Consider the following 23,881-nt stretch of genomic DNA (forward strand, 5'->3'; position numbering starts at 1 on the left):
GCAGCGTACACGCCCCCCGAACGCCCGGCCTGCACGACCACGACGAATGCTGCCACAGCGGACAGTGTTCGTCGAGTCTTTATTTGAGATTGAACCCCCTATTGGCTGCGCGATCTCAGAAATATTCCAGTCTATTCTTGTCACCAAAAAGGCTTCTAAATGACCGTTACTTGTCTCGATCATGGCGACAAGATGGCCCTTGTATCGTTTGAAACTCGATCTAGTTGCGCGATGGCGGACAGCCGCAGGTGCCGCGGGCCGACGATGCGGCCCGCGGTGTGCGGAGCGACGGTGACGAAGAGGGGCGGCCCGGCGGCGGGCCGCCGGTCAGGCGGCGGTCTTCTCGACCGAGACCTGGACGCCCTTGCCCTCGAGCTTGTGGGGCATGGTGAAGCCGGCGAGCGGTCCCTGGTTGAGCCTGAGCTCGACCGCCAGGGTCTCGCGGCAGACGTGCTCGCCGTGCTCGGCGATCGCAGCGGCGACCTCCTCCGGCAGCTCGGCCGCGAGGCGGATCCGGTCGGTGACCGCGAGGCCGGCCTCCTTGCGGGTCTGCTGGACCAGGCGCACGAAGTCGCGCGCCCAGCCCTCGCGCTTGAGCTCCTCGTAGACCCGGGTGTCGAGCACGACGATGCCGTCGCCGCCGTCGAAGCCCTCGGAGTCGAGCCCCTCGCCGGCGACGACGCGCAGCGTGTAGTCCTCCGGATCGAGCTCGATGCCGGCGATCGCCACCTTGCCGCCGGCGGCCGGGGACCAGTCGCCGGAGCGCGAGGCCGCCATGACCTCCTTCATCTTGCCGCCGATGCGCCGGCCGATCTGCGGGTTGACCTTGAGCTCCTGCCGGCCCATCGCCGCCGGATCGGCCGAGAAGGCGACCTCCTTGACGTTGACCTCCTCGGCGATCACCGAGCGGTAGGGCTCCAGGCGCGCCGCCTCGGGATGGGCGACGGTCAGGCGCTTGAGCGGCAGGCGCGTGCGCAGGCTCTTGCCCTCGCGCAGCGCCATCACGGCAGCGCAGATCTCGCGCACCCGGTCCATCTCGGCGACCAGGGCGCGCTCGGCCGGCAGCGCCTCGGCATCGGGCCAGTCGGCGAGGTGCACCGAATCCGCGCCGGTCAGGTTGCGGTAGATGCGCTCCGTGAGGAAGGGCAGCAGCGGTGCCATCGCCCGGCAGAAGGTCGTCAGCACGGTATGGAGCGTGTCGTAGGCGTCGCGCTTGTCGGCCCCGTCGCCGCCCGCCGAGCCGGTGGCCTCTTCGCGCCAGAAGCGACCGCGCGAGCGCCGGATGTACCAGTTGTTGAGCGCGTCGATGTAGCCGGGCACGACGGCATAGGCGCCGGGCAGGTCGTTGACCTCCAGGCGGTCCTGCAGCTGCTCGACCAGCTCGCGGGTCTTGGCCAGGACATAGCGGTCGAGCACGCCCGTCTGGTCGGCCCGCTCCCGCGCCCTGTAGCCGTCGATGTTGGCGTAGAGCGTGAAGAAGTAATAGGCGTTCCAGATCGGGATGATCGCCTGGCGCAGCGCCTGGGCGATGCCGCGGCCGTCCTGGGGCATGGCGAGGTCGCCGCCGTGCATCAGCGGCGAGGAGACCATGTACCAGCGCAGCGCGTCGGCGCCGTAGGTCTCGAAGACCTCGGTCGGGTCCGGATAGTTCTTGAGCCGCTTCGAGAGCTTCTGCTTGTTCTCGTCCAGCACGACGCCGTGGCAGACGCAGTTACGGAAGGGCGCGCGGTCGAACAGCGCCGTCGAGAGCACCATCAGGGTGTAGAACCAGCCGCGCGTCTGGGCGACGTACTCGACGATGAAGTCGGCCGGGAAGTTCGCCTCGAAACGCTCCTTGTTCTCGAAGGGATAGTGCAGCTGGGCGAAGGGCATCGAGCCGGAATCGAACCAGACGTCCAGCACCTCGGTGACGCGCCGCATGGTCGACTTGCCGGTCGGGTCGTCCGGGTTCGGCCGGGTCAGCTCGTCGATCATCGGCCGGTGCAGGTCGGTCGGCCGGACGCCGAAATCGCGCTCGATCTCGTCCAGGCTGCCGTAGACGTCGATCCGCGGATAGCGCGGATCGTCGCTCTTCCAGACCGGGATCGGGCAGCCCCAGAAGCGGTTGCGGCTGACGTTCCAGTCGCGCGCGTTCTCCAGCCAGTTGCCGAACAGGCCGTCGCGCACGTGCGCCGGCGTCCAGACGATCTCCTTGTTGAGCTCGACCATGCGGTCGCGGAAGGCCGTGACCGTCACGTACCAGGCGTGGATCGCCTTGTAGATCAGCGGCGTGTCCGTGCGCCAGCAGTGCGGGTAGTTGTGCAGGTAGGTCTCGTGCCGCAGCACCACGCCGCGCGCCTTGAGGTCGCGGATGACGTCCTTGTTGGCCTCGATGACGTTCAGGCCCTGGTAGTCCGGCACCTCGGCGGTGAAGTTGCCGGCCTCGTCGACCGGCACGACCAGCGGGATGTCGTGGGCGCGGGCGAGGTCCAGGTCGTCCTCGCCGAAGCCCGGCGCGATGTGCACGCAGCCGGTGCCCTCGGTGACCTCGACGAAGTCGGCGGCCAGCACGACGAAGGCGTTGGGCGTGTCCTTGAAGTAGGGGAACAGCGGCTCGTAGCGCCGGCCGGCCAGTTCACTGCCCTTGACCGTCGCGACCTGCGTCCAGTCGCCCAGCTCCTTGGCATAGCGCTCCAGCGCCGCGGCGCCCAGGATCAGCCGCTCGCCGTCCTTCTCGACAATGGCGTAGTCGAGCTCGGGACCGACCGCCAGGGCCAGGTTCGACGGCAGGGTCCAGGGCGTCGTCGTCCAGGCCAGGAGCCGCGTCGGCACCGTCTCGCCAGCCGCCGGCTCCAGCAGGAAGCCGACGGTCAGCGCCGGGTCCTGGCGCTCGCGGTAGGAGTTGTCGAGCCGGGTCTCGGAGATCGACAGCGGCGTCTGCACGGCCCAGCTGTAGGGCACGACGCGGTAGCCCTCGTAGACCCAGCCCTTGTCGTAGAGCTGCTTGAAGCCCCAGATCACGCTCTCCATGAAGGAGAGGTTCATGGTCTTGTAGTCGTTCTCGAAGTCGACCCAGCGGCCCTCGCGGGTGACGTAGTCGCGCCACTCCTCGGTGAAGCGCATGACCGAGACGCGGCAGTGCGCGTTGAACTCGGCGATGCCGTACTTGAGGATCTCCTGGCGCCCGGAGATGCCGAGCTCCTTCTCGCTGGTCAGCTCGGCCGGCAGGCCGTGGCAGTCCCAGCCGAAGCGGCGCTCGACGCGCCGGCCGCGCATGGTGCGGTAGCGCGGCACGATGTCCTTGACGAAGCCGGTGACCAAGTGGCCGTAGTGCGGCAGCCCGTTGGCGAAGGGCGGTCCGTCATAGAAGACGAACTCGTTGCTGGCGCCGTCGACCTTGGCCGGGCGCTCCTCGACCGAGCGCTCGAAGATCCTCTCCTGCTCCCAGTAGGCCAGGATCTCCGTCTCGATCGCCGGGAAGCTGGGGCTGGACTCGACTTCGGGATAGGGCGGGGCAGCGCCGTCGTCGCGCATCGCTCGGGCTCGTCTCGCTGGATGGTTCTTGCCTGGACGGCGAGACATAGGGGCCTCGCCGGGCCTTGTCCAGCGCAGCGCGCCCGGCCGCTGCGCCGGCGTACCGGCCGCGGCCCGGCGGATCCGACGCGCGAGGCTTGACAAGCGCGGGGCCGAACCGCTTATAAAGCGCTCCCTCGCGGGGGCCCGTAGCTCAGTTGGTTAGAGCGCTCGCCTGATAAGCGGGAGGTCGGTAGTTCAAGTCTACCCGGGCCCACCATTTCCTCCGCGTCGTTCCACGGAAATCCGAGACCGGACCGTCGCTTCCGCACCCGACGGTTGCCGAATTTCCCCAAGCATCGGGTTTGCCTCGGTTTTCCGCGGCTATTAACCAACCGTTCAGCAACAAGATCCGATAAAATTGCATAAATGACACCACCGACGGCCTCGCCGGGGGACCGTCAGGCTGTCCGACGGACGGCGCTGGCGGGAGCAGCGAGGCGGAGCGAGAGGGGCGGCATGCGGCGGGCGATCATCCTGTTCGGCATCCTGGCGGATCTGGCGGTGTCGTCGGTCGGCGTCGCGCCGGCCCAGACCCGGAGCCCGGACCCGCTCCAGGATCAGCCGGCGCTCGAAAGCCCGACGCTCGCCCGGATCAGGCACGACGGCCTGCTGCGCTGCGGCGTCATCCGTGTCGGCCCGGGCGTCTCGGAAACCGACGAGCGGGGCGTCTGGCGGGGCTTCTTTCCAGACTACTGCCGTGTTCTCGCCGCCGCGGTGCTCGGCGATGCCGATGCGGTCGAGTTCGTCGAGGTCACCCAGACCGTGCGCTTCAAGGCGCTCAACGACGGCGCCTTCGACGTCCTGATGGGCAACACGACCTGGACGGCCTCGCGCGACACCAAGCTCGGCCTCGCCTTCACCCAGCCGATCTACTACGACGGCCAGGGCTTCATGGCGAACCGGGCGCTCGGCGCCGCCCGGCTCGCCGACGTCCACCACGCGACGGTCTGCGTCAACCGCAACACCACGACGATCCGCAATCTCGAGGAACTGATCGCCTCGCGCCACCTGGATCTGAAGGTCCGCGGCTTCGATTCAGGCGAGATGGCCTACGATTCCTTCTTCGCGCACGACTGCGACATCCTGACCACCGACCGCATCGCGCTGACCACGGTCCGCCTCAGCCGCTCGCCCGACCCGGACGACTACGTGCTGTTCCCCGACATGGTGTCGAAGGAGCCGCTCAGCCCGACCCTGCGCAACGACGACGAGGACTGGTTCGACGTCGTCCAGTGGTCGGTCTTCGCGACCCTGCTGGCCGAGGAGCACGGCATCCGCTCCGACAATCTGGACAGCTTTCTCGACAGCAACGATCCCGAGGTGCGCCGGCTGCTCGGGCTCGATCCCGGCATCGGCGCCGATCTGGGCCTGGACGAGGACTGGGCCCGGCGGATCGTCGCCCAGGTCGGCAACTACGCGGAGATCTTCAACCGGAACCTGTCGCCGCTCGGGCTCGACAGGGGCCTCAACGCGCTGTGGCGCGACGGCGGGCTGCTCTACGCTCCGCCGCTGCGCTAGAAAGCCGATCGGTCAAGGCCGGAGAACCTGGGCGTGCGGTGGAACCTCATATCGGTCCGTCTGGTCCTCGCCATCGCCCTCTTCGGCCTGGTCGCGAGCGGCGCGATCCTGATCGCGCTCTTCGCCTTCCGGAACCTGAACCAGGGCTACGGCCAGCTCGCCGAACAGTCGGTGCCCCAGCTGATCGACGCCTCGCGACTCGGCCAGATCTCCCAGGCCATCGCCTCCACGGCGCCGTCCCTGGCGACGGTCGAATCGGAGTACGTGCGCCGGTCGGCGCGCAACCAGATCGACGACCAGGTACGCACGATCGACGGATTGCTGGCAGAGCTGGTCGCCGGCGGCGCCGGCAACGCCAAGGAAGGCAAGGCGCTGATCCGCGAGATCCGGGCGAGCCGCCAGGAGCTGGTGGTCAATCTCGACGAGCTGGACAAGACGGTGTCGGCGCGCCTGACCGCCGAGGCGCGTCTCGGCGTCGCCCTGCGCCGCGCGCGCGAGATCAACGAGGGCCTGATCCAGCTCCACGCCGAGCTGTTCGGCCTGGTGTCCCGGCTGCCGCCGGACCGGCGCTTCCAGGCGCGCGCGCAGGCCGAGACCTGGATCGCCTGCAGCGAGCTGGCGCTGCTCGACGTGCTGTCGCTGCCGACGATCGACAACCTGGCCATCGTGCGCCGGCTGCGCGAGCGCAGCCTCGCGTGGCTGCGCGATGCCGCCGTCGCCCGGGCGCAGCTTTCCGACATCGAGCCGGTGCAGCGCATCATCGCGGCGGTCGAGCCCTCGATCGAGCAGTTCCTGCTGCCGGAGGAGGGGGCCTACGCGTTGAAGACGCAGTCTCTGACGGCGACGCGCCGGCAGGCCGGCCTGATCAACAAGAACAAGTTCCTGGCCAGCAAGTTCGTCGGCTCGACCGCCGACTACATCCTCTGGCTGCGCACCGACATCGGTCGGCGCAGCGCCGACTTCCAGGGGGTCGCGCGCGACACCACGGTGATGCTGATCGGCCTCGCGCTGCTGACCATCCTGACGGTGGTCTCCTTCGCCGTCTTCGTGCGCCGCGGCGTGCTGCTGCGCCTGAAGGCGCTGCGCATCGGCCTGCGCGAGCAGGTCGAGGGCCGCGGCGAGGCAGAGATCCCGACCGGCGGCAGCGACGAGATCGCCGAGATCGGCCGCGCGGCGGCCTACTTCGCCGCCTCGGCGGCCGAGCGCGAGGCGCGCCTGCGCGACGAGAAGGAGCGCGCCGAGCGCCTGGCCCGAGAGGCCGAGGCCGCGAACCGCGCGAAGTCGGTGTTCCTGGCCAACATGAGCCACGAGCTCCGGACCCCGCTCAACGCCATCATCGGCTTCTCCTACCTGCTGCGCAGCGGCAAGCTGGAGCAGCCGAAGACCGGCGAGTACGCCGCCGACATCCACAGCAGCGGCGAGCACCTGCTGGCCCTGATCAACGACCTGCTCGACTACTCGAAGATCGAGGCCGGCCAGCGCGACCTGCACATCGAGACGCTCGACGTCCGGCAGATCGCGCGCAACCTGCACAAGCTGCTGACCATCCAGCTGGAGAAGCGGCACCTGACGATCGCCTACGACTTCGAGGGCGCGGCCCTGGTGCGCGCCGACGAGATCGCGCTGCGCCAGGTCCTGCTCAACCTGCTGTCGAACGCCGCCAAGTTCTCCTACGAGGGCGAGATCATCACGATCCGCGGCCGCGACGGCGGCGACGGCAGCTACGAGATCGAGGTCGAGGACCGCGGCATCGGCATCGAGGAGGACCAGCTGCAGCGGGTCCTGCAGCCCTTCCACCAGGCGAGCGACAGCTACACGCGCTCGACCGGCGGCACCGGCCTGGGCCTCGCCATCGTCGACAGCCTGGTCGAGCTGCACGGCGGCAGCGTGACGGTCGAGAGCGCCAAGGGCGTCGGCACCTGCGTGCGCGTCAGCTTCCCGACGGCGCCGGCCGAGGAGCCGCCGCTCGGCCGGACGCTTGCGCCCGGGCCGGAGGTGATGATCGAGCCGCAGAGCCGGGCAGCGGGCCAGCATTGAGCTTTCGGCGGGTTGCCGCGCCGGCGCCGAGCGCCGAAGCTGGCGGCTCTTCGCCGACCTGCCGGAGTCACCCGAGATGAAGCGCCTGCTCGGCCCCGAGTTCCTGATGATCCCGGGCCCGACCTCCCTGCCCGACCGCGTCCGCACCGCCATGTCCTCGCCGGCCATGGACTTCAGCGGCGAGGCCTTCGCCGCGCTCGCCGAGCGCGCGTTCCGCGGCCTGAAGCCGATCTTCCGCACCGAGGGCGAGATCTTCCTCTACGCCGCGAACGGCCACGGCGCCTGGGAGGCGGCCCTGGCCAACTGCCTGCAGCCCGGCGAGACGGTGCTGGTGCCCGAGACCGGGCTGTTCGCCCGGGTCTGGCGGCAGATGGCGGCGGACCTCGGCCTGGAGACGCAGGCCGTCGAGACCGACTGGCGCCATGCCGTGGCGCCGGAGCGCATCGAGGCGATCCTCAGGGACGACACGGCCGGCCGGATCAAGGCCGTGATGGTCGTGCACACCGATACCGCGGCCAGCGTCTGCAGCGACCTGCGCGGCGTCCGCGCGGCGATCGACGCGGCCGGCCATCCGGCGCTGCTGATGGTCGACGCGATCGCCTCGCTCTGCACGACCGACTTCGCGATGGACGACTGGGGGATCGACGTCACCGTCGCGGCCGCCCAGAAGGCGCTGATGGTGCCGCCCGGCCTGTCGATCGTCGCCGCCGGGCCGAAGGCGCTGGAGCGCTGCCAGGCCGGCCGCCACCTGCCGGGCAGCTACTGGATGTGGCAGGCACGCCTGGGCAAGCTGCTCTACCAGCGCTTCTGCGGCACCGCGCCGATCCAGCACGTCGCGGCCCTGGGCGAGGCGCTGGCGATGATCGAGGAGCCCGGGCTGCCGGCGGTGATCGAGCAGCACCGCCGGCTCGCCGCGATGGTCCAGGCCGCGGTCGAGCGCTGGGGCTCGACCGGCTTCCTGGAGTTCAACGCCCTGGTGCCGGCCGAGCGGGCGGCCAGCGTGACCTCGGTGCGCGTGCCCGGCGACTTCGATGCCGAGCGAATCCGCGACCACGCCCGCCTGCGCTACGGCCTGACCATCGGCGGCGGCCTCGGCCCGCTGAAGGGCCAGATCTTCCGGATCGGCCACATGGGCTTCCTCAACGAAGCCTACGTGCTCGGCGCGCTCGGCGTGCTGCAGGCGACCTTCCGCGATCTCGGCCTGCCGGTCGGCGACGGCGCGCTGGAGGCGGCGATCGCCGCGACCACCGCCTCGCCCGGCTGACCCCCGACCGACTCCCGGCCGACGCGGGCGCGCCGATCGGGAAGTCGCGGGTCGGGGAGCGGCGGGTCAGGGAGTCAGGGACTCGGCCCGGACCTCATCGATGCTCCAGGTGCCGCCGGCGTTGACCAGCGACACGCCGTCAAAGGGATCCTGGAAGGTCCGGTCGAGGACCTGCAGGACGACCCGGCCGTCGAGCTCCACCGTGTTCAGCCCGTTCGCGTCGCGCCGCCAGTCGAGCGTGTGCTTGGCACCGTCGTCGAATCGGACGTTCGCGTCGCTGGTCCCGATCACCGTGGTTCCGTTCTGGGTGATCGCCAGCAGATGCAGAGGCTGGCTCTGGCCGACATCCGCCTCCAGGCGATAGCCGTAGCCGACGTTGCTGCCCTGGTAGGGGCCGGCGTTGAGCGTCGCCGGGCTGCCGGCGCTGGAGACGCGCAGGACCAGGTGGAAAGCGTTGCTCAGCCGCGCCGGAGTATAGATCGCGGCGAGGTTCGCGGTCTGCTGCGGGCTCGGCACGCCAAGCGCGTTGCCGAGGAGGTCCTTGAGCAGTTCCGGGCCGAGCTTCTGGGGCGCGGCGCTGGTTCCGGCCGAAACGTCGCTGGTCAGCGAGCCGCCGTCCGTGACGCGCCAGCTGCCGGCGACGACCTGCCAGCGCGGATTGCGCGTGTAGTCGCCGTCGCTGAAGTGGTCGTCGAGAACCGTCACCGGCTGGCTCTCCGAAGTCGCGGGTGTCTCGGCCGGCCCGGCCGGGGCCTCGGCGGCCGCGGTGCCGGCTGCCGACAGGCCCAGTGCGCTCAGCAGCTTGCCGTCGATCCGACTGGTCATCGGCTGCTGGGCGTCGGACTGGAAGGTCCGGATCGCGTCGCGGGTCTTGCCGCCCATCACGCCGTCGGCCGGCCCGGCGTCATAGCCGCGATCGTTCAAGGCCTGCTGGACCTTCCGGACGGTCTCCCGATCCTCGGTGACGGCCTCCCGGGAGGCGGCGTCGTGGACATGCGCCAACAGCTGGGGGCTGAGCCGGCCGTCGACCAGCAACTGGTGGTCCTTCTGGTAGGCGCGGATGGCCAGCTCGGTATCACTGTCCAGGCGCCCCGAGACGACCGGCACATTGTAGCCGAGCCGGCGCAGATCGGACTGGACCTGCAGGATCGATTGGCGGTCCGCAGCCTGCTGGGCCGTCTCCGCACTCGTCGAGCTGCCCGCTTCGCTCTCCGCGGCGGCCGCGGGCTTGTCGGCCCGGCGCTCGGAGCGCTGCTCCATGACCTGGCCGCGGATGTGCTCGGCGAGGCTGGCGCTGGCTTGGCCGGTGACCAGCAGGCCGTGGTCGCGCTGATAGTCGGCGATGGCGCTGCGCGTCTTCGCGCCCATCAGGCCATCGGCCGGACCGGCGTCGTAGCCCAGCCGGTTGAGCCCGTGCTGGATGCGCTGAACCTCGGCGTCGAAGGCGAGCTGCACGGCGCCGGGCGCAGCCATGGCCGGCGGCGGCGCGCCGAGCGTCCCGGCGAGCGCCGTCGTTGAGGCGAGCGGCGCGCCGGTCAGCAGCGTCGCGGCGGCGATCCCGAGCGACAGGCGATGCAGGAAAGGATGAGAAAGTTCCGTCACGGCGACCTCCCAGAGTCTGATCCGCGCGCGCCGGCCGGTCGCCGGCGCCGGGCGGCATCAGTCGCCCCCCGCCTCGCTCGCGCCCTCCGTACCTCGGCACGCCGGAGCCCCGACATCTACCCCGGGTGGAGCAACGCGAGAGGCCGCCGCAGGGTTCCGGCGCGCCGCTCGCCTCGCCTGCAAAGGACGAAGCCCGGCCGCAAGGGCCGGGCTCCGCACGGTTCCGGGGCGTCGGCGACGCCGCGCCGTCACATCATCGCGGCGGCGCGCGCGTCCTTCAGCCAGCGGTCGACCTTGTCCTGGTGCCGGGCGATCCAGTCGGCGGCCTGCTTCTTCAGGTCCTCCGGGCTGTCCGCGCCCTGGTTCATCTTCGCGTTCTGCGCGAAGATGTCCTGGACCGGGATGCGAACCTCCTCGAGCAGCGTCTCGACCGCCGGGTTGTCCTTCAGGAACGCGCTGTTCGCGACCGGCCGGATGTCGTTGGCCGGCATGCCCATCCGGCAGGGGTCGTCGGCGCAGCCCTCGACGCCCTTGACGATCGCCTTGTCCTTCAGGTTCGCCTGGTCCTTGGGCAGCCTGGTCTCCTTGACCTGGAGCCAGACCACGTCCTTGCCGGGCTTCAGCAGGCCGACGGTCCAGTTCGGCGTCCAGGTGTAGAAGAAGATCGGCTCACCGTTCTTGTAGCGGCTCAGCGCGTCGGCCATCGAGGCCGAGTAGCCGGCCTTGATCAGGTCGATCGAGTCGCGCAGGCCGTAGGCGTCCATCTGGTAGGCGATCAGCGTCTCGCAGCCCCAGCCCGGCGGGCAGGCGACCATGTTGGCCTTGCCGTCGCCGTTGGTGTCGAAGAGCTTGGCGATCTTCGGCTTCTTCATGTCCGAGAGGTACTTGATGCCGTACTTGTCGGCCGTCTTCTTGTCGATCAGGTAGCCCTGCAGCGCGCCGCCCTTGGCGACGTAGCCGACCGCCTGGGCACCCTGCTTGAAGGTGTCCGCGTAGGTGTTGTGCAGCGGGAACCAGCCGTTGACCCAGAGGTCCATGTCGCCCTGGGCGACCGACTGGTAGAAGGGCGGGTTGTCCAGCGTGGTGACCTGCGGGACGTCGTAGCCGAGCTTCTCGAACAGCTGCCGGTAGACCTCGGCCTGCCACCAGCCGGTGTCCCAGGTGGCGCGCGCCATCTTGATGGTCTTGCCCTGGCCGGGCATGGACTTGTCGGCGGCGTGGGCCGTGACGGCGCCGGCCGCCATCGCCGCCATGGCGACGCCGGCGGCGATGTTGGTGAAGGCTCTCAGATGCTTCATGCCTTCCTCCTTGCTTCAGGGATTCCCCCGCGCCGGACCGGGTCGCGGACGGGGCTCGGTCGTGCCGCGGCCCTGCGCCCGGAGGCGCGGGATCGCGACGGCGTCGGGTCGGCGCTCAGGCCGCCTGGCGCGGCTCCTGCCGGGCCTGGCGGCCGGGGCGGCCGGGGCGGAAGAGCGACTTCAGGGTGTCGAGCAGGCCGGGCGCCGTGGCGTCGCGCTGCTCGCCCAGGGCCTGGGTGATGCGGTCCAGGATGATGGCGATCAGCACGATGCCCAGGCCGCCCTCGGTGGCGGCGCCGATGTCGAGGCGGCCGAGGCCGGTGTAGACCTCGAGGCCCAGGCCGCCGGCACCGATCAGCGCGGCGATCACGACCATCGAGAGGGCCAGCATCAGGGTCTGGTTGAGGCCCGCCATGATGGTCCTGAGGGCCAGCGGGATCTGCACCTCCCAGAGCACCTGGCGGGGCGTCGAGCCGAAGGCGTAGGCAGCCTCGACCAGCTCGGCCTGGACGTTGCGGATGCCGAGGTTGGTCAGCCGCACGATCGGCGGCAGCGCGAAGATGATCGTCGCGATGATGCCCGGGACCATGCCGACGCCGAACAGCATGACGATCGGCACCAGGTACACGAAGGGCGGGATCGTCTGCATGATGTCGAGGATCGGCCGCAGGATCCGTGCGAAGCGGTCGCTGCGCGCCGCGGCGATGCCGAGCGGCACGCCGACCGCGGCGCAGAACACGACTGCCGTCAGGATCATCGCCAGGGTCGTCATGGTGTCCGACCAGACATGGATCAGGTCGAGCACCAGCAGCGCCAGGAAGCTGAAGATCGCGACGCCGCGCCCCGCCGCCCACCAGGCGATCAGCGCGACGACGATCGTGAAGACCGGCATCGGCACGGCGTGCAGGAAGCCGCTGAGGGACTGCAGCACCTGGTCGACCGGCCAGCCGATGGCGTGGAAGACGCCGCGGAAGTTCGGGGCGAGCCAGCCCTTGACGAAGCCGTCGACCCAGTCGCCGAGCGGAAGCGTGATGCTGTCGGATGGTTGCCACATGGGGTCGCTCCTCCCGCTCAGGCGCCGGCCGGTGCGGGCTGGCGCGCAGCGCCCTCGGCCTCGCCGGCGCCGGCTGCGAGCTGCTTGAAGATGTCGCCCTGGCGGGCGACGCCGACCAGGCGGCCGTCGTCGAGCACGGCGACCGGCAGCTCGCCGCGGGCCAGGTCGTAGAGCCGGTAGAGCTTCGCGGCGCTCTCGATCGCGGGGTATTCGCGGATCAGCGCGGCGCCCAGGTCGCCGCCGTGGCCGCTCGTCGCGCCGGCGAGGCCGCGGTAGGTGACGACGCCGGCGATCCTGTCGCCGTCGAGCACGTAGAGGGCGTTGCGCTTCAGCTCGGTCATCCGCTCGAGCGCGCTGCGCGGCGTGTCCTTCGAGAGCTCGAGCGCCTGCGGCTCGGCCATCACGCTGTCGGCGGCGAAGACCTTGGCCCGGTCGATGTCCTGGGTGAAGGCGCTGACGTAGTCGTCGGCCGGCTCGCCGACGATCTCCTCGGCCGTGCCGATCTGCACGAAGCGGCCTTCCTTCATGATGGCGATGTGATCGCCCAGGATCAGCGCCTCGTGCAGGTCGTGGGTGATGAAGACGATGGTCATCTTCAGCTTGCGCTGGAGCTCGATCAGCTCCTGCTGCATGTCGCGCCGGATCAGCGGGTCGAGCGCCGAGAAGGGCTCGTCCATCAGCAGGACCTCGGGGTCGACGGCGAGGCCCCGGGCCAGGCCGACGCGCTGCTGCATGCCGCCGGACAGGGCCTGCGGCCGGTGGTCGGCCCAGGGCTCCAGGCCGACCTGCTCCAGGGCGGCGATGGCGCGCCGGCGACGCTCGGCCGCCGGCACGCCCTGGACCTTCAGGCCGTACTCGACGTTCTCGGCGACGGTCTTGTGCGGAAAGAGGGCGAAGTGCTGGAAGACCATGGCGATCTTCTTCAAGCGGATCTGCCGCAGCTGCTCGGGGTCCGCCGAGACGATGTCCTCGCCATCGATGCGCACCTCGCCGGCGGTCGGCTCGATCAGGCGGTTGAGCATGCGCACCAGGGTCGACTTGCCGGAGCCCGAGAGCCCCATGACGACGAAGATCTCGCCCTGGCCGACGCTGAAGTTGGCGTCCTGGACGCCGACCGTCATCCCGGTCTGCTTGAGGATCTCGTCCTTCGAGCGGCCCGCGCGCAGCTGCGCCAGCGCGGCATCGGGGTCGTCGCCGAAGATCTTGCAGAGGTTCTTGACGCTGAGCTTCTCGGTCATAGTCCCCAAGACATTTGTTCAATAAAGCGCGCGAATGTCCCCACGGCACAAAGTATCGAAAGGCAGACCTGACCGGCCGCTCGACCTGTATGCCGATTGATGGAGCGAAAGCGACAAAGGCGATCACCTTCGTCGCCCGTCACTTACTCCCCGATAGCTCCCCGATTCGCGCGCACCCTATCGAAAAGGGGCTCTCCACGAAAGGGGGGGCGCGTTAATCGCGTTCTTATCTTTTCCTGATCTAGGCATCTGTGAGCCGAAGTCGTGGCTTCAACCCCTCGGCACAAAAAAGCGCAGGGGGGACTCCCCACCAATGATCAAGGGTGAAGTGAGCGGGGCCGTACCCGCGCATCGGTCAAGCGGTACGGAGCTGCCGTGGATGGTTGGGATCAAAGGTGGTCTGGCTTTCGAGCATGGCGCAGGCGGCGGCAAGGGCATGCCGCCGCCGACGCGCTCAGCCCGCGCCCACGGGGCTGCGGCCCGGCCCCTCGGCGATGCCGAGCTGCCGGCGGACCTGCTCGACCAGCGCCCGGCAACCCTCGCCGTCCCCCTTGGCTGCCAGCTTGGCGGCCCTGTCGAGCTTGCCGAGCAGCACCTCGCGACCCGGCGGTGACAGGGAGTAGCCGGACTGAGGCTCGTCGACGTCCTCGTCGGTGATGCCGGCGACCGTCTGCTGCTCGGCCCGCTGGACCGCGCTTTCGCCGTCGATCCGGTCGTGCAGCAAGGTGACCTCGGCCTGGCACATCTCGGCGCCGACGCCGGCCCGCGCCTCGCCGACCAGCAGCGCCGACGGCGCGCCCGCCCCCGAAGCCAGCAGCAGCCCGAGCAGGCTGCCCGACAGAAGTCGATTCGACAGAAGTCGATTCATGGGACCGATCCTCCCGCATCCATGGGGAGAATCGAACGAGGCCTCGCCGCCGCGGTTCCGGCTGCGCGGTGTCGCAGCCGCGCGCAGCCGGGCCCTGTCAAGGCGGCCAGCGTCAGGCGGTCAGCGTGCGCCGCACCGCGTCGTGCCACAGCGCCAGCCGCCGGCGCCGCTGCATCTCGTCCATCTGCGGCTCGAAGCGGCGGTCGAGCTGCCAGCGCCGGCCGAACTCCTGCCGGTCCGGCCAGACGCCGGCCTGGCGGCCGGCCAGCCAGGCCGCGCCGAGCGCCGTGGTCTCCAGCACCGTCGGCCGGTCGACCGGGGCGGCCAGGATGTCGGCGAGGCGCTGCAGGGTCCAGTCGCTGGCCGTCATGCCGCCGTCGACGCGCAGCACCATGTCGCCGCCCGTTTCCCTCCCCCGGCCGGCCGCGCCGGTGTGCCAGTCGGCATGCATGCACTCGACCAGGTCGTAGGTCTGGAAGGCGACCGACTCCAGGGCGGCCAGGGCCAGCTCCTTGGGCCCGGTGTTGCGGGTCAGGCCGAACAGCGCGCCACGCGCCTCGGCATCCCAGTGCGGCGCGCCGAGGCCGACGAAGGCCGGCACCAGCACGACCTGCTGCAGCGGATCGGCGGCGGCCGCCAGCGCCCCGGTCTCCGCGGCCTGGCGGATCAGCCCGAGCCCGTCGCGCAGCCACTGCACGGCGGCGCCGGCGACGAAGATCGACCCTTCCAGGGCATAGGTCGTGCGGCCGTCGAGGCGGTAGGCGATGGTCGTCAGCAGGCGGTGCTTCGAGGCGACCGGCTCGCCGCCGGTGTTGACCAGGGCGAAGCAGCCGGTGCCGTAGGTCGACTTGACCATGCCCGGCTCGAAGCAGGCCTGGCCGACGGTCGCCGCCTGCTGGTCGCCGGCGACCCCGCCGATCGCGATCGGTCCGCCGAACAGGCCGGGCTCCGCGGCGCCGAAGTCGGCGGCACTGTCGCGCACCTCGGGCAGCAGCGAGGCGGGGATGTTCAGCAGGCCCAGCAGCTCCTCGTCCCAGGCGTTGCGGCGGATGTCGTAGAGCAGGGTGCGCGAGGCGTTGGTCGCGTCGGTCGCGTGGACCCGGCCGCCGGTCAGGCGCCAGATCAGGAAGCAATCGATCGTGCCGAAGGCGAGATGGCCGGCTTCGGCGGCGGCGCGCGCGCCCTCGACGTTGTCGAGCAGCCAGGCCAGCTTGGTGCCGGAGAAATAGGGGTCGAGCAGCAGGCCGGTGCGCTCGGTGAAGGTCGGCTCGTGGCCCTGCTCCTTCAGGCGCTGGCACAGCTCTGCGGTGCGCCGGTCCTGCCAGACGATCGCGCGGTGCAAAGCCTTGCCGCTGCGGCGGTCCCAGAGCACCACGGTCTCGCGCTGGTTGGTGATGCCGATCGCGGCGACGTCGCCGGCCCCGAGGCCGGCCGCCTCCAGGGCCCGGCGGGCGACCGCGAGGGTGCCCTGCCAGATGTCCTCGGGCTCGTGCTCGACCCAGCCGGGCCGCGGATAGTGCTGCTCGAACTCCTCCTGGGCCTGGCCGAGCACGCGGGTCTCGACGTCGAAGATCATGGCCCTCGTCGAGGTCGTCCCCTGATCGATCGCCAGGATCGCGCCGCTTGTCATTGCCCTCCTCCCTTCGTCGCTTCTTGTATTCAGCAAGCAGGAAAAAAGCGGGCCGGGCAAGCTGCCCGGCCCCTCTGCCCGCCTGGACGCGGGCCAGTTTCACCCTCGGGAGGGCGTGACCTGGTTCGTCGCTACTTGGCCTCGTTCCAGGACTTGACCAGCTCGTCGTAGTCGACGGTGATCGGCTTCTCCTTCTCGTTGGCCTTCTTCGGCTGCGGGGCCAGCGTGCCGTTCTTCTTGGCCTGCTCGACCCAGTAGGCCATGTCGTGCTCCTTGTTCAGGTGCGGCCCGCGGTCGCCCTGGATGCCGGCCCGCTCGATGCGGGACATCACCGATTCCTGGGCCGCGCAGAGGGCGTCCATGGCCTCCTGCGGGCTCTTGGCGCCCGAGGCGGCGTCGCCGATGTTCTGCCACCAGAGCTGCGCCAGCTTCGGATAGTCGGGCACGTTGGTGCCGGTCGGGGTCCACTGCACGCGAGCCGGCGAGCGGTAGAACTCGATCAGGCCGCCGAGGCTCGGCGCCCGCTCGGTGAAGGACTTGTCGCGGATCGTCGACTCGCGGATGAAGGTCAGGCCGACGTGGCTCTTCTTGACGTCGACCGTCTTCGAGATGACGAACTGGGCGTAGAGCCAGGCCGCCTTGGCGCGCTCGACCGGCGTCGACTTCAGCAGGGTCCAGGAACCGGCGTCCTGATAGCCGAGCTTCATGCCGTCGACCCAGTAGACGCCGTGCGGGCTCGGCGCCATCCGCCACTTCGGCGTGCCGTCCTCGTTGACCACCGGCAGGCCCTTCTTGACCATGTCGGCGGTGAAGGCGGTGTACCAGAAGATCTGCTGGGCGACGTTGCCCTGCGCCGGCACCGGCCCGGCCTCGGAGAAGGTCATGCCGGCGGCTTCCGGCGGCGCGTACTTGTGCAGCCAGTCGAGGTACTTCTGGATCGAGTAGACGGCGGCCGGGCCGTTGGTGTCGCCGCCGCGCGCAACGCAGGAGCCGGTCGGCTGGCTCTTGTCGTTGACGCGGATGCCCCACTCGTCGACCGGCAGGCCGTTCGGGATGCCCTTGTCGCCGTTGCCGGCCATCGACAGCCAGGCGTCGGTGAAGCGCCAGCCCAGCGACGGGTCCTTCTTGCCATAGTCCATGTGGCCGAAGACCTTGTGGCCGTCGATGGTCTTGCCGGTGAAGAACTCGGCGATGTCCTCGTAGGCCGACCAGTTGACGGGCACGCCGAGGTCGTAGCCGTACTTGGCCTTGAACTCGGCCTTGATCTTTGGATCGGTGAACCAGTCGTAGCGGAACCAGTAGAGGTTCGCGAACTGCTGGTCCGGCAGCTGGTAGAGCTTGCCGTCCGGCCCGGTGGTGAACGACTTGCCGATGAAGTCGTCGACGTCGAGCATCGGATCGGTAACGTCCTTGCCTTCGCCGGCCATCCAGTCGGTCAGGTTGCGGACCTCCTGGTAGCGCCAGTGCGTACCGATCAGGTCGGAGTCGTTGATGTAGGCGTCATAGATGTTCTGGCCCGACTGCATCTGGGTCTGCAGCTTCTCGATGACGTCACCCTCGCCGATGATGTCGTGATTCACCTTGATGCCGGTGATCTCGTAGAAGGCCTTGGCGAGGACCTTGGACTCGTACTCGTGGGTCGTGATCGTCTCGGAGACGACGTTGATCTCCATGCCCTTGTAGGGCTCGGCGGCCTTGATGAACCAGTCGAGCTCCTTCATCTGCTCGTCCTTCGAGAGGGACGAGGGCTGGAACTCGTCGAGCCAGCGCTTGGCCGCGGCCTCGTCGGCCTTGGCCGCGCCGCTTCCGGCGAGCAGGGCGACCAGCGCAACGGCCGCCAACAGACTTCTTCTCATGTCCTTCCTCCCTTTGTTCGGTCCGCTTGTTTCCCTGGGGGGCGGGACCGGTGCCCCCCTCACGTCTCTGCCGACTCACACCCAGCGGAAGACCAGGACCGCGTAGACCAGTGCGAGGGCGAGAGCCCACCAGAGGCTCGAGCCGACCAGGCCGAGCCAGGCAAGACAGATGAAGGCGCTGCCGAGCAGCGAGACGAACAGGCGGTCGCCGCGCGTCGTCTCGAAACCCAGCACGCCGATGCGTGGCGCGCCGCCGGGTCGGGCGTACTCCCAGACCCCCATGCCGACGAGCAGCAGGAAGATCACCCCGAAGAAGGCAGCGGTGTGCCAGGTCCAGGCCATCCACGAGAGGTCCATGGCGTCGCTTCCTCCCCTCGCCTAGACGCGCCCCAGGGCGAAGCCCTTGGCGATGTAGTTGCGCACGAACCAGATCACGAGCGCGCCGGGCACGATGGTCAGCACGCCGGCCGCGGCCAGCACGCCCCAGTCCAGGCCCGAGGCTGAGACCGTGCGGGTCATGGTGGCGGCGATCGGCTTGGCGTCGACCGAGGTCAGCGTGCGCGACAGCAGCAGCTCGACCCAGGAGAACATGAAGCAGAAGAAGGCGGCGACGCCGATGCCGCTCGCGATCAGCGGCATGAAGATCTTCACGAAGAAGCGCGGGAAGGAGTAGCCGTCGATGTAAGCGGTCTCGTCGATCTCCTTCGGCACGCCGGACATGAAGCCTTCCAGGATCCAGACTGCCAGCGGCACGTTGAACAGGCAGTGCGCCAGCGCCACGGCGATGTGGGTGTCGAACAGCCCGACCGCGGAGTAGAGCTGGAAGAAGGGCAGCGCGAAGACCGCCGGCGGCGCCATGCGGTTGGTCAGCAGCCAGAAGAACAGGTGCTTGTCGCCGAGGAACCGGTAGCGCGAGAAGGCGTAGGCCGCCGGCAGCGCCACCGTCACCGAGATCGCCATGTTCATGACGACGTAGATGATCGAGTTGATGTAGCCCGAGTACCAGGACGGGTCGGTGAAGATCACCATGTAGTTGGCCAGTGTCGGGTGCTTCGGCCAGATCGAGAAGATCGAGACGATCTCCTCGTTGGTCTTCAGCGACATGTTCACCAGCCAGTAGATCGGCACCAGCAGGAAGGCGATGTAGAGGGCCGGAACCAGCCGCCGCAGGCGCGGGCCGCCGGCCATGCGGCGGGTCCGGCTGGCCGCCGGCATGCGGCCGGCCACGCTCTCGGCGACCTCGGTCATCGGCCGCCCTCCCCGCCCGTCGCGCGGCCGCGCTCGGCGCCGGCGTTGGTCATCACCGTGTAGAAGATCCAGGACAGCAGCAGGATGATCAGGAAGTAGACCAGCGACATCGCGGCCGCCTTGCCGAGGTCGAACTGGCCGATCGCCATCTTGACCAGGTCGATCGACAGGAAGGTCGTCGAGTTGCCGGGACCGCCGCCGGTCACCACGAAGGGCTCGGTGTAGATCATGAAGGAGTCCATGAAGCGCAGCAGGATCGCGATCAGCAGCACCCGGTGCATCTTCGGCAGCTGGATGTAGCGGAACACCGCCCAGCGCGAGGCGCCGTCGATCCTGGCGGCCTGGTAGTAGGCCTCGGGGATCGAGACGAGGCCGGCGTAGCACAGCAGCACGACCAGGCTGGTCCAGTGCCAGACGTCCATCACGATGATCGTGATCCAGGCGTCGAGCGGGTCGCGCACGTAGTTGTAGTCGAGGCCGAGGCCGAACAGCGTGTGGCCGAGCAGGCCGATGTCGACGCGGCCGAAGATCTGCCAGATCGTGCCGACGACGTTCCAGGGGATCAGCAGCGGCAGGGCCATGGTGACCAGGCAGACCGGCACGCCCCAGCCCTTGCGCGGCATGGCCAGCGCGACGCCGATGCCAAGCGGCACCTCGATCGCCAGGATGATCGCCGAGAAGAGGAACTGCCGCCACAGCGCGTCGTGGAAGCGCTGGGAGTGCAGCAATTCCTCGAACCACTCGCTGCCGGCCCAGAAGAAGACGTTGTTGCCGAAGGTGTCCTGGACCGAATAGTTGACCACGGTCATCAGCGGGATCGCGGCGCTGAACAGCACCAGCGCCAGCACCGGCAGGACGAAGAACCAGCCCTTGTTGTTCCAGGTCTTGTCCATCAGCCGCCCTCCTGCACCCGATGCCCGTCGGCGTAGACGTTGATGCGCTGCGGATCGAAGACGACGCAGGCGCCGTCGCTCGGGATCTCGCCGTCCTCCGGTGCCACCACCGCGACCTCGTGCTCGCCGATCCGCGTCCGCGCGATGCGGTAGCGGCCGACGTCCTCGACCGCGCGGATCGTCGCCGGCACGGCGGCACCCGCGGCCTCGCCGGCGCGCGCCAGGCTCAGGAACTCGGGGCGGATGCCGATCTCGACGCGGGCGCCGGCCGGCAGGCGGCCGTAGGCTGCGCCGAGCGGCAGCTCGTGGCCCTCGATGCGGGCGCGGTCACCGCTGATCTCGGCCGGCAGGATGTTCATGCCGGGCGAGCCGATGAAGTAGCCGACGAAGGTGTGGGCGGGCCGCTCGAACAGCTCGTCGGGCGTGCCGACCTGGACGACCTCGCCCTCGTACATGACGACGACCTTGTCGGCGAAGGTCAGCGCCTCGGTCTGGTCGTGGGTCACGTAGATCATCGTGAAGTCGAAGCGCCGGTGCAGGTGCTTCAGCTGCGAGCGCAGCAGCCACTTGAGGTGCGGGTCGATGACGGTCAGCGGCTCGTCGAACAGGATCGCCGCAACGTCGGCGCGGACGAGGCCGCGACCCAGGGAGATCTTCTGCTTGGCGTCGGCGGTCAGGTTGCGCGCCTTGCGCCTGAGCTCCGAGCCGAGGTCGAGCATCTCGGCGATCTCGCGGACCCGGGCGTCGACCGCGCGCGGCGCCATGCGCCGGTTGCACAGGGGGAAGGCCAGGTTCTCGTAGACGGTCATGGTGTCGTAGATGACCGGGAACTGGAACACCTGGGCGATGTTGCGCTGCTCGGGCGGCAGGTCGGTGACGTCCTGGCCGTCGAAGCGGATCTCGCCGCGGGTCGGCCGGATCAGGCCGGAGATGATGTTGAGCAGCGTGGTCTTGCCGCAGCCCGACGGCCCGAGCAGGGCGTAGGCGCCGCCGTCCTCCCAGACGTGGTCCAGCTGCTTCAGGGCAAAGTCCTCGGGCCCGCGCGGCGCCGGCAGGTAGGAGTGGGCGAGGCCTTCGAGGGTGATGCGTGCCATGCGGGACTCCTCAGGCCGCCTGTCGGGCCGGCCGGGGCCCGGCGACCAGCCGGCCGCCGCCGTCGAACACGAAGAGGCGCGCCGGGTCGATCCAGACCTGTGCCGGCGCGTCAACCGCCAGCTCGTGGATGCCGTGGGCGATCGCGACCCAGCGCTCGCTGCCGACGTCGAGATGGACGAAGCTCTCGGAGCCGGTGATCTCGGTGACCGCGACCGTCGCGGTCAGCGCCACGGCCCGGCCGCCCGGCGGCGCCAGGTAGAGGTGGTGGGGCCGGAAGCCGATCGTGTAGCGGCCGTCGGGCAGGCCGGCGAGGCTGCCCTCCGCGGCGAGCTCGAGCGGCGCGCCGACGCCGGTCGCCCGCTCACCCTGCTTGGTCACCGCCAGCACGTTGAGCGGCGGGTCGGAGAAGGTCCGTGCCGTCGTCAGGTCGATCGGCTGGCGGTAGACCTCCGGGGTCGGCCCGAACTGCGTGACCCGGCCCTGGTGCAGCGTCGCGGTACGGCCGCCGAGCAGCAGCGCCTCGGTCGGCTCGGTCGTCGCATAGACGAAGATCGCGCCGGACTCCTGGAAGATCCGCGGCAGCTCGGCGCGCAGCTCCTCGCGCAGCTTGTAGTCGAGGTTCGCCAGGGGCTCGTCGAGCAGCACCAGTTCGGCGCCCTTGACGAGGGCGCGCGCCAGGGCGGTGCGCTGCTGCTGGCCGCCGCTGAGCTCGAGCGGCGTGCGCTCGAGCATCGGCGACAGGCGCAGCAGCTCTGCGGCCTCGCGCACCCGGCGGTCGAGCGTCGCCCTGTCGACGCCGGCGACGCGCAGCGGCGAGGCGATGTTCTCGTAGACCGTCAGGGTCGGGTAGTTGATGAACTGCTGGTAGACCATGGCGACGTTGCGGCGCTGCACCGGCTCGCCGGTCACCTCCCGGCCCCCGACGCGCACCTGGCCCTCGGTGGGCCGGTCGAGCCCGGCCATCAGGCGCATCAGGCTGGTCTTGCCGGACAGGGTCGGGCCGAGCAGCACGTTGATGCTGCCCTTCTCCAGGGTCAGCGAGACGTCGACGATGTGCGCCTCGCCGCCGACCGTCTTGCTGATGCCGATCAGTTCCAGCGCCATGCCCTACTCCGCCGCCTGCACCGCCAGCGTCTCGGCGCGCTTGATCATCCAGGCGTCGAGCGCCGCCATCTCCTCTCGCGTCAGCCGCAAGCCGAGCTTGGAGCGCCGCCAGGCGACGTCCTCGGCGCGCCGCGCCCATTCGAAGCGCATCAGGTAGTCGACCTCCGCCTCGCTGAGGTCGGCACCGAAGCTCCGGCCCAGATCCTCGGCAGCGCGCGCCACGCCGAGCAGCTTGCCGACCCGCGTGCCGTAGGCCCGGCACAGCCGGCGCGCCGTCGCTTCCGACAGAAACGGGTGTTCGCGCCCGACCTGCGCCACCAGCGCCTCGAAGCCGGAGACCGGGAAGTCGCCGCCGGGCAAGGGCGTCGCGTGGGTCCAGGGCTTGCCGCCGGCCGGCAGGCTCGGCGCCAGGCGCGCGAGCGCCGCCTCGGCGAGCTTGCGGTAGGTCGTGATCTTGCCGCCGAAGACGTTGAGCAGCACCGCCTGGCCGGCCTCGCCGCCGTCGAGCTTCAGGACGTAGTCGCGGGTCGCCTCCTGCGCCTTGGAGGCACCGTCGTCGTAGAGCGGCCGAACGCCCGAATAGGTCCAGACGATCTGGTCGCGGGTCACCGGGGTCGCGAGGTACTCGCTGACCGCCTTGCAGAGATAGTCGATCTCCTCGTCGCTGATCGCGACCTTGCCGGGGTCCTGCTGCCAGTCACGGTCGGTCGTGCCGATCAGGGTGAAGTCGCGCTCGTAGGGGATCGCGAAGACGATCCGGCCGTCGGCGTTCTGGAAGATGTAGGCGCGGTCGTGCTCGAACAGCCGCGGCACGACGATGTGGCTGCCCTGGACGAGGCGCACGCGGGCCGGCGCGTTGGCGCCGATCGCCCCGGTCAGCACCTGCTCGACCCAGGGTCCGGCGGCATTGACCAGGACCGTCGCCGCGATCGTCTCGCGCGTGCCGTCGGCCGCCTCCAGCGTGACCCGCCAGCCGCCGCCCTCGGCGGGATCCGCGCGCCGCGCCTCGACGCAGCGCGTGCGCACCCGGATCCGGGCGCCGCGCTCGGCCGCATCCATGGCGTTCAGCACGACCAGCCGCGAATCCTCGACCCAGCAGTCGGAATATTCGAAAGCCCTTCGAAACCGATCCGAAAGCGGCACGCCGGCGGGATCCCGGCCGAGATCGAGCTGGCGGGTCGCCGGCAGCAGCTTGCGGCCGCCGAGATGGTCGTAGAGGAACAGGCCGAGGCGCAGCAGCCAGGCCGGCCTGAGCCCGCTGTGGTGCGGCAGCACGAAGCGCAGCGGCCAGATGATGTGGGGCGCGGCGCGCAGCAGCACCTCGCGCTCGATCAGCGCCTCGCGGACCAGCCGGAACTCGTAGTGCTCGAGGTAGCGCAGGCCGCCGTGGACCAGCTTGGTCGAGGCCGAAGAGGTGCCGCTGCCGAGGTCGGACTGTTCGCAGAGCAGGACCCGCCAGCCGCGCCCCGCGGCATCGCGCGCTATGCCGCAGCCGTTCACGCCGCCGCCGATCACCGCGATGTCGAAACGCTCCAAGGCAGACCTCTCCCTGAGCGCGTCGGCTTGTCACATTGTTTTCGTTTCGCGCTCGAAGTGAACGCTACGCTTGCGCTTTTCGAAG

The 23,881-nt window shown here is 69.8% G+C and carries 17 protein-coding genes and 1 tRNA gene; 4 read left to right on the forward strand and 14 right to left on the reverse strand.

Annotated elements, in window-relative coordinates:
• Window positions 1–327 precede the first annotated feature (327 nt).
• Window positions 328–3,513, reverse strand: a complete 3,186-nt coding sequence (gene ileS / locus B9O00_RS10685; RefSeq protein WP_085122649.1) for an isoleucine--tRNA ligase — start codon at window positions 3,511–3,513, stop codon at window positions 328–330.
• Window positions 3,514–3,695: 182 nt separating this feature from the next.
• On the opposite strand from ileS, the gene B9O00_RS10690 reads away from it, so the two are divergent.
• From B9O00_RS10690 to B9O00_RS10705, 4 genes are all read left to right on the forward strand, one after another.
• Window positions 3,696–3,772 (forward strand) — tRNA-Ile (locus B9O00_RS10690).
• Window positions 3,773–4,011: 239 nt separating this feature from the next.
• Complete coding sequence (locus B9O00_RS10695) at window positions 4,012–5,073, forward strand: amino acid ABC transporter substrate-binding protein (RefSeq protein WP_159460179.1); 1,062 nt, start codon at window positions 4,012–4,014, stop codon at window positions 5,071–5,073.
• 33 nt (window positions 5,074–5,106) lie between these two features.
• Window positions 5,107–7,110: an ATP-binding protein gene (locus tag B9O00_RS10700; protein WP_085122651.1), complete on the forward strand. Its 2,004-nt coding sequence runs from the start codon at window positions 5,107–5,109 to the stop codon at window positions 7,108–7,110.
• Between the two features lie 76 nt (window positions 7,111–7,186).
• A complete protein-coding gene (locus tag B9O00_RS10705; RefSeq protein ID WP_085122652.1) occupies window positions 7,187–8,374 on the forward strand; it encodes a pyridoxal-phosphate-dependent aminotransferase family protein in 1,188 nt (395 codons plus the stop codon).
• 66 nt (window positions 8,375–8,440) lie between these two features.
• Here the strand turns inward: B9O00_RS10705 and B9O00_RS10710 are convergent, their stop codons facing one another.
• The 13 genes from B9O00_RS10710 to glpD form a co-directional block, all read right to left on the reverse strand.
• On the reverse strand, window positions 8,441–9,976 hold the full coding sequence (locus B9O00_RS10710; protein ID WP_085122653.1) for a peptidoglycan-binding domain-containing protein: 1,536 nt from the start codon (window positions 9,974–9,976) through the stop codon (window positions 8,441–8,443).
• A gap of 248 nt (window positions 9,977–10,224) precedes the next feature.
• On the reverse strand, window positions 10,225–11,274 hold the full coding sequence (proX, locus tag B9O00_RS10715; RefSeq protein ID WP_085122654.1) for a glycine betaine/L-proline ABC transporter substrate-binding protein ProX: 1,050 nt from the start codon (window positions 11,272–11,274) through the stop codon (window positions 10,225–10,227).
• Window positions 11,275–11,389: 115 nt separating this feature from the next.
• Entirely contained in the window at window positions 11,390–12,328 is a 939-nt protein-coding gene (locus B9O00_RS10720) for an ABC transporter permease (protein WP_085122655.1), read from the reverse strand.
• A gap of 17 nt (window positions 12,329–12,345) precedes the next feature.
• On the reverse strand, window positions 12,346–13,566 hold the full coding sequence (locus B9O00_RS10725; protein WP_085122656.1) for a quaternary amine ABC transporter ATP-binding protein: 1,221 nt from the start codon (window positions 13,564–13,566) through the stop codon (window positions 12,346–12,348).
• A 454-nt stretch (window positions 13,567–14,020) separates the two neighbouring features.
• Window positions 14,021–14,434: a hypothetical protein gene (locus B9O00_RS10730; protein WP_085122657.1), complete on the reverse strand. Its 414-nt coding sequence runs from the start codon at window positions 14,432–14,434 to the stop codon at window positions 14,021–14,023.
• Between the two features lie 112 nt (window positions 14,435–14,546).
• The gene (glpK, locus tag B9O00_RS10735; RefSeq protein WP_085122658.1) at window positions 14,547–16,064 is read right to left on the reverse strand and encodes a glycerol kinase GlpK; all 1,518 of its coding nucleotides are present in this window, start codon (window positions 16,062–16,064) and stop codon (window positions 14,547–14,549) included.
• Window positions 16,065–16,195: 131 nt separating this feature from the next.
• Window positions 16,196–17,920, reverse strand: a complete 1,725-nt coding sequence (locus tag B9O00_RS10740) for an ABC transporter substrate-binding protein (RefSeq protein WP_085122659.1) — start codon at window positions 17,918–17,920, stop codon at window positions 16,196–16,198.
• Window positions 17,921–17,995: 75 nt separating this feature from the next.
• Window positions 17,996–18,277: a DUF2160 domain-containing protein gene (locus B9O00_RS10745; RefSeq protein ID WP_085122660.1), complete on the reverse strand. Its 282-nt coding sequence runs from the start codon at window positions 18,275–18,277 to the stop codon at window positions 17,996–17,998.
• 21 nt (window positions 18,278–18,298) lie between these two features.
• Window positions 18,299–19,108 carry a carbohydrate ABC transporter permease gene (locus B9O00_RS10750; protein WP_085122712.1) on the reverse strand — a complete coding sequence of 270 codons (810 nt, stop codon included), beginning with the start codon at window positions 19,106–19,108 and terminating at the stop codon, window positions 18,299–18,301.
• Between the two features lie 56 nt (window positions 19,109–19,164).
• The gene (locus B9O00_RS10755; protein ID WP_085122661.1) at window positions 19,165–20,061 is read right to left on the reverse strand and encodes a carbohydrate ABC transporter permease; all 897 of its coding nucleotides are present in this window, start codon (window positions 20,059–20,061) and stop codon (window positions 19,165–19,167) included.
• Window positions 20,061–21,155: an ABC transporter ATP-binding protein gene (locus B9O00_RS10760; protein ID WP_085122662.1), complete on the reverse strand. Its 1,095-nt coding sequence runs from the start codon at window positions 21,153–21,155 to the stop codon at window positions 20,061–20,063. The genes B9O00_RS10755 and B9O00_RS10760 overlap by 1 nt, the downstream gene beginning before the upstream one ends.
• A 10-nt stretch (window positions 21,156–21,165) precedes the next feature.
• Entirely contained in the window at window positions 21,166–22,260 is a 1,095-nt protein-coding gene (locus B9O00_RS10765; RefSeq protein ID WP_085122663.1) for an ABC transporter ATP-binding protein, read from the reverse strand.
• A 3-nt stretch (window positions 22,261–22,263) separates the two neighbouring features.
• Window positions 22,264–23,796 carry a glycerol-3-phosphate dehydrogenase gene (glpD, locus tag B9O00_RS10770; protein WP_085122664.1) on the reverse strand — a complete coding sequence of 511 codons (1,533 nt, stop codon included), beginning with the start codon at window positions 23,794–23,796 and terminating at the stop codon, window positions 22,264–22,266.
• Between the last annotated feature and the right edge of the window lie 85 nt (window positions 23,797–23,881).

Origin of the sequence: Tistlia consotensis USBA 355, assembly GCF_900177295.1 — a bacterium.
Classification (GTDB): Bacteria; Pseudomonadota; Alphaproteobacteria; order Kiloniellales; family DSM-21159; genus Tistlia; species Tistlia consotensis.

Excerpts from the sequence above, each read along its gene's own strand:
- B9O00_RS10740 (WP_085122659.1), bottom strand. The coding sequence starts at position 17,920 with ATGAGAAGAAGTCTGTTGGCGGCCGTTGCGCTGGTCGCCCTGCTCGCC.
- B9O00_RS10765 (WP_085122663.1), bottom strand. The coding sequence starts at position 22,260 with ATGGCGCTGGAACTGATCGGCATCAGCAAGACGGTCGGCGGCGAGGCG.
- B9O00_RS10755 (WP_085122661.1), bottom strand. The coding sequence starts at position 20,061 with ATGGACAAGACCTGGAACAACAAGGGCTGGTTCTTCGTCCTGCCGGTG.
- ileS (WP_085122649.1), bottom strand. The coding sequence starts at position 3,513 with ATGCGCGACGACGGCGCTGCCCCGCCCTATCCCGAAGTCGAGTCCAGC.
- B9O00_RS10720 (WP_085122655.1), bottom strand. The coding sequence starts at position 12,328 with ATGTGGCAACCATCCGACAGCATCACGCTTCCGCTCGGCGACTGGGTC.
- B9O00_RS10750 (WP_085122712.1), bottom strand. The coding sequence starts at position 19,108 with ATGGCCGGCGGCCCGCGCCTGCGGCGGCTGGTTCCGGCCCTCTACATC.
- B9O00_RS10695 (WP_159460179.1), top strand. The coding sequence starts at position 4,012 with ATGCGGCGGGCGATCATCCTGTTCGGCATCCTGGCGGATCTGGCGGTG.
- B9O00_RS10725 (WP_085122656.1), bottom strand. The coding sequence starts at position 13,566 with ATGACCGAGAAGCTCAGCGTCAAGAACCTCTGCAAGATCTTCGGCGAC.
- B9O00_RS10745 (WP_085122660.1), bottom strand. The coding sequence starts at position 18,277 with ATGGACCTCTCGTGGATGGCCTGGACCTGGCACACCGCTGCCTTCTTC.
- proX (WP_085122654.1), bottom strand. The coding sequence starts at position 11,274 with ATGAAGCATCTGAGAGCCTTCACCAACATCGCCGCCGGCGTCGCCATG.
- B9O00_RS10730 (WP_085122657.1), bottom strand. The coding sequence starts at position 14,434 with ATGAATCGACTTCTGTCGAATCGACTTCTGTCGGGCAGCCTGCTCGGG.
- B9O00_RS10760 (WP_085122662.1), bottom strand. The coding sequence starts at position 21,155 with ATGGCACGCATCACCCTCGAAGGCCTCGCCCACTCCTACCTGCCGGCG.
- glpK (WP_085122658.1), bottom strand. The coding sequence starts at position 16,064 with ATGACAAGCGGCGCGATCCTGGCGATCGATCAGGGGACGACCTCGACG.
- B9O00_RS10705 (WP_085122652.1), top strand. The coding sequence starts at position 7,187 with ATGAAGCGCCTGCTCGGCCCCGAGTTCCTGATGATCCCGGGCCCGACC.